Annotated in this window: 1 protein-coding gene; it reads right to left on the reverse strand. The window is 49.6% G+C overall.

Features of this window, described 5'->3' with window-relative positions; all coding sequences use genetic code 11:
* Positions 1–62: 62 nt before the first annotated feature.
* Positions 63–417, reverse strand: a 355-nt coding sequence (locus B4J23_RS05585; protein WP_291359182.1) for an aldehyde dehydrogenase family protein, incomplete at its 5' end; no start/stop codon positions are given.

Genomic DNA, 417 nt, shown 5'->3' on the forward strand with positions numbered 1-417 from the left:
CCAGAACATTACCCGCAGAGCCCGCACCGATAATAATATAGTCGTAATTAATCAAATACCCCTTATGCGCTAAATACAGACTGGAAAGGACTGAGTTCGACCTGAACCGATTTGGTCTGGGTGTAGTGCTGCAAAGTGACTAGACCATTTTCACGTCCGACACCGGAATGCTTATAGCCACCGACCGGCATTTCTGCAGGTGATTCACCCCAGGTATTAATCCAGCAGATACCTGCTTCGACCTGATGAATAATTCGGTGTGCACGGGCTAAGTCTGGTGTGACGACACCTGCGGCCAGACCATAATCGGTGTCATTGGCACGGCGAATGGCTTCTTGCTCGGTGTCATAACTCAGGATGCTCATGACTGGACCGAAGATTTCTTCACGTACAATAGTCATGTCATCGCGGCAGTCG

Origin of the sequence: Acinetobacter sp. UBA3025 (assembly GCF_002367915.1) — a bacterium.
In the GTDB taxonomy this organism is placed as follows: Bacteria; Pseudomonadota; Gammaproteobacteria; order Pseudomonadales; family Moraxellaceae; genus Acinetobacter.